Raw genomic sequence first — 224 nt, forward strand, 5'->3', positions numbered from 1 at the left:
GTAAACCGCCATAACCGCCATTTGACGGATGATGTAACGTGAAATCAGGTTCATTTTCCGCCTTTCAATGTCAGACTTTTGGCAACTGCCTGCCAGAAGGGTTGGCTAGGCATACTGCGCACGCGCAGCAGGACGACGGCAATCACAAACATGATGATGTGCATAGGCAGCAGTCCGAGCCAAAAATGGATTTTGCCGTCTTCCACAGCATTGCGCAGGAAGGT

1 pseudogene is annotated in these 224 nt (G+C 50.9%); it reads right to left on the reverse strand.

What is annotated here, in order from left to right:
* Window positions 1–50: 50 nt before the first annotated feature.
* Window positions 51–224: pseudogene (locus tag ACTHSP_RS24275) on the reverse strand (LPS export ABC transporter permease LptF); the annotation flags it as partial.

Source organism: Neisseria sp. P0001.S005, assembly GCF_051963715.1.